The following is a 7,704-nucleotide window of genomic DNA, read 5'->3' on the forward strand; positions in this document are numbered from 1 at the left end:
ATAAAAGTAACCAATAAACATCATTTTGAATAGCGTAATGGGATGAATGGAAGGACGTCCATTGTCTTCACAATAATAAGGAAGAAGCTTTTCTTCAATAAAGCTAAAATCAATTGTCGCTTCAATTGTACGCAAAAAGTGATTGGCAGGAACTAAATCTTCTACAGAAACCATCACTTGTTCATCTCGATGATTTTTAAGTGCACCCATCATGTTTCATCAACTCCAGTCTTTTTTTATCAGTGTTACCACTGATAAAAAAAGACAGACATAAAAAAGCTGTTGAGAACAAAGTTTCTCAACAGCCTGAAAAACGCAGCGAATATTTCGCTGCGTTTTTATTCGACAAGTCCTTTGTCGAATAGAGAAAGGGATTGCTTTCAACAGCAATCCCCTTTCTTATTTATTCTTCTTATTTTAACCACTCAGTGTGGAATACGCCTTCTTTATCAATACGTTGGTACGTATGAGCTCCAAAGTAGTCGCGTTGCGCTTGTAAAAGGTTTGCTGGCAGTGTTTCTGTACGGTAGCTGTCATAGTAAGCTAACGCGCTTGAGAAACTTGGCACTGGAATACCTTGCTTAACCGCGATTGAAATAACTTCACGAAGCGCAGATTGATATCCTTCTACGATGTCTTTGAAGTATGGGTCTAACAATAGGTTTGTTAAGTCTGCATCACGATCGTATGCTTCTTTAATTTTTTGTAGGAATTGTGCACGAATGATACAACCACCGCGGAAGATCATCGCAATATCCCCATATTGTAAATTCCAATCATACTCTTCAGACGCAGCTTTCATTTGAGCGAATCCTTGTGCGTATGAACAAATTTTACTCATATATAGCGCTTTTCGAATTGCTTCGATTAGTTCTGTTTTATCGCCTTCGTAAGAAGTTGCTTCTGGACCACTTAATACTTTACTTGCTTTTACACGCTCTTCTTTCATTGCTGAAATAAAACGAGCAAATACAGATTCTGTGATGATTGGTAGAGGCACACCTAAGTCTAATGAGCTTTGGCTTGTCCATTTACCAGTACCTTTTTGTCCTGCTGTATCTAAGATCACATCAACAAGCGGCTTGCCTGTTTCGTCGTCTTTTTTTGTAAAGATATCAGCTGTAATTTCGATAAGATAGCTATCTAGCTCTCCTTTATTCCACTCAGCAAATACCTCATGTAATTCATCTGCTTCTAAACCTAAAACGTTTTTCATAATGAAATACGCTTCAGAAATCAGTTGCATATCACCATATTCAATTCCGTTATGAACCATTTTTACATAGTGACCCGCACCATTTGGTCCGATGTATGTGCAGCAGTCATCTCCGTTTACTTTAGCAGAGATAGACTTTAAGATTGGCTCTACTAACTCGTAAGCTTCTTTTTGACCACCAGGCATGATTGAAGGACCTTTTAGCGCACCTTCTTCTCCACCTGAAACGCCTGTACCAACAAAGTTAATACCAAGCTCTTCTAATTCTTTATTTCGACGAATTGTATCTTGGAAGAATGTGTTACCACCGTCAATTAAAATATCACCTTTTTCAAGGTATGGTTTTAATGAATCAATTGTTGCATCTGTTGCTGCACCAGCTTTAACCATTAATAAAATTTTACGTGGTTTTTCAAGAGAATTAACAAACTCTTCGACACTGTATGTACCAACAAAGTTTTTACCTTCTGCCTCGGATTTTAAAAACTCTTCTGTTTTCTCCGGTGAGCGGTTGTAAACAGATACTGAATAGCCTCTGCTTTCAATGTTTAGCGCAAGGTTTTTCCCCATAACCGCTAAGCCAATAACACCAATTTGTTGCTTTGTCATGTTCTCTCTTCCCTTCGTTTTTTAATATGAATTAGTCACTTTAATCTTAACTGAACCACATAAAAACATTCAAGCTAGAATGCAGCAACCTTCATATCATCTATTATACATATTTGTATAGTACCATGGTTGTATTAAAAAAAAAACGAAAGCGCCTGCTTATGCAGACGCTTTTTAATATTAGCTTGCTTTTTTCATTGTTGCTACTTTGTAATGATTTTCAAAATAATCGTTTGTTTCATGAACAACAACCTTATATAACAACACAAGAGCAATTAAGTTTGGAATCATCATCAGCGCATTTGCCATATCTGCAAACGCCCAAACAACCGTTAAGTTTGCTACTGCTCCAAGGCCACAAGCCGCTACATAAATTGTACGATAAAGACCTGTTGCTTTCGTACCAAATAAATATTCAAAACATTTTTCTCCGTATACATACCAACCTACAATTGTTGAGAATCCGAAAAAAATAACAGAAAATGCAACAATATATTCACCAATTTGACCTAAGGACGACGCAAAGGCTGCTGAAGTTAAAGCTCCGCCATCTAAGTTGGCATTATGCGCCACACCAGAGATAGCACCTCCTGTTGGATCCCAGAAGCCTGTAATAATTAGTACTAACCCCGTCATCGTACAAACGATGATGGTGACAATGAATGTACCCGTCATCGCTACAAGGGCTTGTTTAACCGGATGATCCGACCGAGCATTTCCTGCAATTAAAGCTGCTGTTCCTAAACCGGCTTCATTTGAGAAGATTCCACGTGATACCCCACTACGAATTGCTTCAGAAACCGCGATACCAACAAATCCACTTGTTGCAGCTACTGGTGAAAATGCATATTCGAAAATCAATGCAAATGATGGAATAATTTTATCAACGTTTAAGAAAATAATTAATAATGACCCTGCAATGTATAGTAAAGCCATCATCGGTACAAAAAACCCTGCTACGGTACTAATGCGTTGAATACCACCAAAGATGATCAGAGTTGTTAAAACCGCTAATACGATTCCCGTCACAATTCCACTAATACCAAAGCTTTCATCTACAACGCTTGCAATGGTATTAGACTGAACGCTGTTTCCAATACCTAATGCTGCAAAGGCTCCAAAAAGAGCAAATGCGATAGCCAAAATTTTAAATTTCGGTCCCAGCCCTTTTTCCACATAGTACATCGGACCGCCTGAGTACTCACCTTTATCATTTTTCACACGGAATTTCATTGCTAATAATGCTTCAGCGTACTTTGTAGCCATACCCAGTAAACCTACAATCCACATCCAGAAGATTGCCCCTGGGCCACCTAACGTGATAGCCGTGGCTACACCAGCGATATTACCGTTACCAATTGTTGCAGCCAAAGCTGTCATCAAGGCTTTAAAATTACTTACATCACCTTCAGCTTTTGCATCTTCTTCTTTTTCTTTTGTAAATCCTAATTTGAACGCATACATCAACTTACGGAACTGTAAACCCCTTAATGCAAAGGTTAAAAATAAGCCTGTCCCAAATAAAAGAATTAAGCTCGGTGTTCCCCAAAGAATTCCATTGATTTTCCCTAAAATATCTAGAATGTCCATTGATGCTTCCTCCCCATCTGTTAGCGCTTACATTCTAAATAAGCTCTAATAAATGATTCCCTGATATAATTTTAACATTTTCTCAGACAAGTTTTTTTGTTAAAATCATTAAAAAGGATAGTTTGTTTTTGTCTATTTTCACAAAATGTTTTTAATCAATAGTCAAAAGATTATCAAAAGATTTATGATAAATCAATATGTAATTATTTTTATTAAAGAGGGATTTAATATGAACAAACCGATTCGAGATCCATTTAAGGAAAACTTTGACACACTTGAAGAGTTTGCAGACCGTATTAGTGAAGTTTTACAATGCCCAATTACTATTGAAGATTCGAACCACCGTCTTTTGGCATATAGTACGCATGACGAGCGGACAGATCAGGCGCGTATCGCAACGATTATCGGTCGACGCGTACCCGAGAAAGTAATTAATAACTTGTGGAAAGAAGGTATTATTCCTCAATTATTAAAAACGGATGACCCTATTCGCGTTGAAAATATCAATGAAATTGGACTAGGGAATCGTGTAGCTATTTCAATTTGGAAAAACGACGAAGTATTAGGTTTTATTTGGGCTGTAGAAGTCGATAAAACCTTAAATGAAGAAGAGTTACTTCTATTAAAAAAAGCTGCTACCGTACTTCGCAATAAATTACTTCAACTTCAAATTCGTAAATATAAGCGCGAAGAACGTTCACAAGAGTTTTTTTGGAAGCTGCTCACAGGACATATGGAGTCAAAAGAGGATATCACGCAAGCTTTTTATGATGCGCAAATTACTCCACCCACGTCTTTTTCAATTGCAGTATTTCGATTTCAGGAAGATATTATGCCAGAATCTGAACGCCAAATTTCTTATTTACTAAAAACCATGCATCGTTTGAAAATTATTCTATATACAATTGATTGCAATGATCTTATTCTGTTCCTTTCTTTGGATTCAATTTTAACTCCATTAAAAGATCAGCATGATTTTGTAACATTCTTTAAAGATACAATGAAAGAAAGGTTCTCAATTGAGCAAATTGAAGCTAGCTTTAGCAGCATGTATTCTTCTTATGATCATATCGCCAAAAGTTACAATGAAGCACTAAACGTATTGAACATTAAGAGAAAGTTCCCGAAAGAAACGGCCCACATCGCAGGCTATCAAGAATTAGGGATCTATCAATTTTTAGATGTACTGCTAGAGAAAAGAACGCAAGATCACTTTGAAAATTACTCATTAGCTAAATTAAACGAGTATGATTTGCGCCACAATAGTACCTTAGTGGAAACACTCGAAGTATTTTTAGATTCAGACAACAACATTAACGATGCTGCTAAAGTTTTAAACGTTCACATTAATACTTTAAGTTACCGTTTAAAGCGTATTTCAGAGATTGGTGATATTAACTTAAAAGATACAAACCAAAAAATTACGCTTTATTTAGATATTAAATTACAAAAATATAAAAATAACCCATCAAATTAAGTAAAAGAGCCATTCTGCATATAGGATGGCTCTTTGCTTATTGATAGACCAAAAGACCCAACCTATGTCAGAACAACTAACAAATAATCAGAAAAATCAAAATAGTAAACGCTTCCATTTGTGTGTTTTCACAAAATAATACGATTGATTTCTTTTTTCCTGACAAAGAAAAAGAAAGAAGTTTTTTATATACTGTAGCTAGAAATAAGATTTCGTCTATTTTAAGGGAGGAAACATATTATGATTATTGGTGTACCAAAAGAAATTAAAAACAACGAAAACCGTGTAGCGATTACGCCTGCAGGAGTAGCATCATTTGTTGGTACAGGTCATCGTGTCTTAGTAGAAGCAGAAGCAGGAATCGGAAGTGGATTTACGAATGAAGACTACATGAAAGCTGGAGCAGAAATTGTTGAATTAGCTGCTGACGTTTGGGCTCAAGCTGAAATGGTCATGAAAGTAAAAGAGCCTCTACCTAGCGAATATGATTATTTCCGCCCAGGTTTAATTTTATTTACTTATTTACACTTAGCTGCAGAACCTACTTTAGCACAAGCGCTTAAAGATAAAGGTGTCACGGCTATCGCATATGAAACAGTTGCAGTAAACAGAACGTTGCCATTATTAACACCAATGAGTGAAGTAGCGGGACGCATGGCTTCTCAAATCGGTGCTCAATTCTTACAAAAATCAAACGGCGGTAAAGGAATTCTATTAGCTGGCGTACCTGGAGTAAGCCGCGGAAAAGTAACAATTATTGGTGGCGGTGTTGTTGGAACAAATGCTGCTAAGTTAGCAATCGGACTTGGTGCAGATGTAACAATTATTGACCTAAGCCCTGAACGCCTTCGTCAATTAGACGACATTTTCGGAAACCAAATCAATACGCTGGTTTCAAACCCTTATAACATCGCTGATGCTGTTGCTCAAGCAGACTTATTGATTGGCGCTGTGTTAATCCCAGGTGCAAAAGCACCTAAGCTTGTAACAGAAGAAATGGTACAATCAATGAAACCAGGATCTGTTATTGTTGACGTAGCAATTGACCAAGGTGGTATTGTTGAAACAGTTGATCATATCACTACTCACGATCAACCAACGTACGAAAAGCACGGTGTAGTTCACTATGCTGTTGCAAATATGCCAGGTGCAGTACCTCGTACATCTACAATTGCTCTTACAAACGTAACTGTACCATACGCTTTACAAATTGCATCTAAAGGTGCTTATAAAGCAATTCAAGAAAACCCAGCACTTAAATTAGGTGTAAACGTAGCAAATGGCGCAATTACGTATGAAGCAGTTGCACGCGACCTAGGCTATGATTATGTACCGGTTGAAGTTGCTTTAAACAAAGAATTAACTTCTATTTAATAAATCAAGAGACTGAGACATAAGTAGTTCAGCATCTACTATACCTGAACGATTGAGAGTTCATAACTTTTAATCGTTCAGGTTTTTTGTTGACTGTGAAAACAATGTTGGAAACAGGGTGGAATGGAGCGTAGGACACTCGACTCCTGCGGGAAAGAGAGGGAAAACGGAGATCCCAAAGCGCAGCGAGGAAGCTCAGGTTCCTCCCCGCGGAAAGCGAGTGACCGTAGCGCAATGGAATGAACGTGTTGAGACAAACTAAAGAGATGGGAACAGCTAGTGTTCGTCTTTTAGAAGCAATCATTTTGTTATGTCCCAAACTCTTGTTGTTTATAACAAATTATTCAAAGAAAACATCCATCATCTCTCACCCTCCTATTCCTCCCTTTTGAATTATATATTAGTAAAATATTATTACCTCTCATTGAATAGTTATTCTTAATTCTAAAAAGTTTAATTTTGTAAATTGAATCTCTACTATAAAAGCGCTAGAATAGAAGAAAATAAATAGCTTAGATTGAAGGGAGATTTTCCATGAGTATGAATAAAGTACTAACAATTGCTGGCTCAGATACTAGTGGTGGTGCAGGTATTCAAGCCGATTTAAAAACATTTCAAGAGTTAGGTGTTTATGGCATGACCGCTCTTACTACAATTGTTACAATGGATCCAGAAAACGGCTGGTCACACAATGTTTTTCCACAAGAAACATCAACTGTTGCCAAACAGTTAGATACCATTGTAAAAGGCGTAGGTGTGCAGGCTCTTAAAACAGGCATGCTGGGCTCAGTTGAAATTATTGAGCTAGCAGCAAAAGTAATTGATGAGCACGCTCTTAAAAATGTAGTAATTGATCCTGTTATGGTGTGTAAAGGGGAAGATGAAGTATTACACCCAGAAACAGCAGTTAGTCTACGCGATGTATTAGTGCCAAGAGCAACGGTTGTTACTCCAAACTTGTTTGAAGCAGGACAACTAAGCGGCATTGGAGCTATTAAAACAATTGATGAAATGAAAGAAGCTGCGAAAAAAATCCATGAACTAGGTGCACAGTTTGTATTAGTTAAAGGCGGAAGTAAACTAAATCACGATAAGGCTGTAGACGTTCTATATGACGGCCAAACATTTGAACTGTTAGAATCTGAACTAATCCAAACGACTTTCACTCATGGGGCTGGCTGCACATACTCTGCAGCGATTACAGCACAATTAGCCAAAGGTAATGATGTAAAATCAGCTATTTATACAGCTAAAGAGTTTATTACTGAAGCAATTCGCCATTCTTTCCCATTAAACCAATACGTAGGTCCAACAAACCACAGTGCTTATCGTCGTAAAAATGTGTTAATAACAAATTGAGGCTGGGACATAAGTAATTCAGCCAATGATAAACCTGAACGATTGAGAGTTTCTCACTTTTAATCGTTCAGGTTTTTTG

General features: G+C 37.3%; 6 protein-coding genes and 1 pseudogene. 4 read left to right on the top strand and 3 right to left on the bottom strand.

Features of this window, described 5'->3' with window-relative positions; translation table 11 throughout:
* The 3 genes and pseudogenes from AS180_RS20485 to AS180_RS20495 all read right to left on the bottom strand — a co-directional run.
* Positions 1-213: pseudogene (locus AS180_RS20485) on the bottom strand (IS5/IS1182 family transposase); the annotation flags it as partial.
* A 199-nt stretch (positions 214-412) separates the two neighbouring features.
* The gene (gndA, locus tag AS180_RS20490; protein WP_025910295.1) at positions 413-1,825 is read right to left on the bottom strand and encodes an NADP-dependent phosphogluconate dehydrogenase; all 1,413 of its coding nucleotides are present in this window, start codon (positions 1,823-1,825) and stop codon (positions 413-415) included.
* A 180-nt stretch (positions 1,826-2,005) separates the two neighbouring features.
* On the bottom strand, positions 2,006-3,415 hold the full coding sequence (locus AS180_RS20495; RefSeq protein WP_025910296.1) for an alanine/glycine:cation symporter family protein: 1,410 nt from the start codon (positions 3,413-3,415) through the stop codon (positions 2,006-2,008).
* Between the two features lie 229 nt (positions 3,416-3,644).
* Between AS180_RS20495 and AS180_RS20500 the strand changes: the two genes are divergently transcribed.
* From AS180_RS20500 to pdxK, 4 genes are all read left to right on the top strand, one after another.
* Positions 3,645-4,892: a PucR family transcriptional regulator gene (locus AS180_RS20500; RefSeq protein WP_025910298.1), complete on the top strand. Its 1,248-nt coding sequence runs from the start codon at positions 3,645-3,647 to the stop codon at positions 4,890-4,892.
* 240 nt (positions 4,893-5,132) lie between these two features.
* Positions 5,133-6,266, top strand: a complete 1,134-nt coding sequence (gene ald, locus AS180_RS20505; RefSeq protein ID WP_025910300.1) for an alanine dehydrogenase — start codon at positions 5,133-5,135, stop codon at positions 6,264-6,266.
* 118 nt (positions 6,267-6,384) lie between these two features.
* Positions 6,385-6,528, top strand: coding sequence for a hypothetical protein (locus AS180_RS22990; RefSeq protein WP_156413524.1), 144 nt, complete (start codon positions 6,385-6,387; stop codon positions 6,526-6,528).
* 272 nt (positions 6,529-6,800) lie between these two features.
* Entirely contained in the window at positions 6,801-7,625 is an 825-nt protein-coding gene (gene pdxK / locus AS180_RS20510) for a pyridoxine/pyridoxal/pyridoxamine kinase (RefSeq protein ID WP_025910301.1), read from the top strand.
* Positions 7,626-7,704 lie beyond the last annotated feature (79 nt).

The sequence above is a fragment of the Priestia veravalensis genome (assembly GCF_001457055.1).
Taxonomy (GTDB): Bacteria; Bacillota; Bacilli; order Bacillales; family Bacillaceae_H; genus Priestia; species Priestia flexa.

What these genes read in the sequence shown, in the direction of transcription:
- ald (WP_025910300.1), top strand. Translation starts at nt 5,133, where the DNA reads ATGATTATTGGTGTACCAAAAGAAATTAAAAACAACGAAAACCGTGTA.
- AS180_RS20495 (WP_025910296.1), bottom strand. Translation starts at nt 3,415, where the DNA reads ATGGACATTCTAGATATTTTAGGGAAAATCAATGGAATTCTTTGGGGA.
- gndA (WP_025910295.1), bottom strand. Translation starts at nt 1,825, where the DNA reads ATGACAAAGCAACAAATTGGTGTTATTGGCTTAGCGGTTATGGGGAAA.
- AS180_RS20500 (WP_025910298.1), top strand. Translation starts at nt 3,645, where the DNA reads ATGAACAAACCGATTCGAGATCCATTTAAGGAAAACTTTGACACACTT.
- pdxK (WP_025910301.1), top strand. Translation starts at nt 6,801, where the DNA reads ATGAGTATGAATAAAGTACTAACAATTGCTGGCTCAGATACTAGTGGT.